This window comes from Leisingera sp. XS_AS12 (assembly GCF_041224635.1).
Taxonomy (GTDB): domain Bacteria; phylum Pseudomonadota; class Alphaproteobacteria; order Rhodobacterales; family Rhodobacteraceae; genus Leisingera.
This window is the reverse complement of record NZ_JBGFGM010000091.1, coordinates 1-473: the sequence shown is the minus strand read 5'-3', so window position 1 is coordinate 473 and position 473 is coordinate 1. Positions and strand designations below refer to the sequence as shown.

Below are 473 nucleotides of genomic sequence, written 5' to 3'. Positions count from 1 at the left end.
CATTTTGAGATCGGCAATGTGGCGGCCGCCGCCGCGGCGGGCACGGCGGACGACCTCGGCACCTTTGCCAAGCTCATCGCCAAGAAGACCACGGCCGAGATCGCGTTTTTGCGCGTGGAGCTGTTCCTCGGCATCTTCATCGGCGCCATCACTTTCACCGGTTCGGTGATTGCCTTCGGCAAGCTGGCGGGCAAGGTCACCTCGGCGGCGACCAAGCTGCCGGGCGGTCACGCGCTGAACGCCGGTGCCGCGGCGCTCTCCTTCGTCTGCCTGATCTGGTACTTCAACTCCGGTACCTTCCTGCCGCTCTTGCTGATGACGCTGGCAGCGCTGTTCATCGGCTACCACCTGATCATGGGCATCGGCGGCGCCGACATGCCGGTGGTGGTGTCGATGCTGAACAGCTACTCGGGCTGGGCCGCGGCGGCGATCGGCTTCTCGCTTGGCAATGACCTCCTCATCGTGGTCGGCGC

General features: G+C 65.3%; 1 protein-coding gene. It reads left to right on the top strand.

Translation table 11 applies throughout. The features are described 5' to 3' along the window. Positions 1–473, top strand: a 473-nt coding sequence (locus AB9K35_RS09520) for an NAD(P)(+) transhydrogenase (Re/Si-specific) subunit beta (protein WP_369925594.1), incomplete at both ends; no start/stop codon positions are given.